Below are 431 nucleotides of genomic sequence, written 5' to 3'. Positions count from 1 at the left end.
CGAAGGACAGGTCCGCTCCCGTGTAGCGCCGGCCGGAGTGCGCGGTGAAGAAGGTGAGCACGCCCAGCGTCCGCCCCCGCGCCACCAGCGGCACGGAGATGAGCGAGACGAGGCCGGTGGCCACCATCACCCGGGCATGCTCCTCGTTGTGCGCGCTCTCGCGGAGGCGCTCGGGCGTCATGCCATCGACGAGGATGGCCTCTCCCCGCAGGATGGCCTCCGTGGGGGGATGGTGGCGGTTGCCCTCGGGGAGGAGCTGGAAGCGCTGGACGTCGCGTGCCAGGTCCGCGTCCTCCGGGCGGGCGTGGGCCACCTCCACCCGGCGGAACGTCCCATCCGGTTGCGCCAGGTCGACGAAGCACCAGTCCGCCAGCGTGGGCACCACCAGCTTCGCCATGTTGCGCAGGGTGGCTTCGTAGTCCAGCGACGCG

At 71.9% G+C, this 431-nt stretch carries 1 protein-coding gene; it reads right to left on the bottom strand.

Translation table 11 applies throughout. The annotated features are described in order from the left end of the window. A partial coding sequence (locus D7Y04_RS42820; RefSeq protein ID WP_147477352.1) for a GAF domain-containing protein occupies positions 1 to 431 on the bottom strand: 431 nt, incomplete at both ends.

Source organism: Corallococcus sp. AB038B (genome assembly GCF_003668955.1).
In the GTDB taxonomy this organism is placed as follows: domain Bacteria; phylum Myxococcota; class Myxococcia; order Myxococcales; family Myxococcaceae; genus Corallococcus; species Corallococcus exiguus.
The sequence above is the reverse complement of the archived record's forward strand: the minus strand, read 5'-3'. Positions and strand labels throughout refer to the sequence as shown.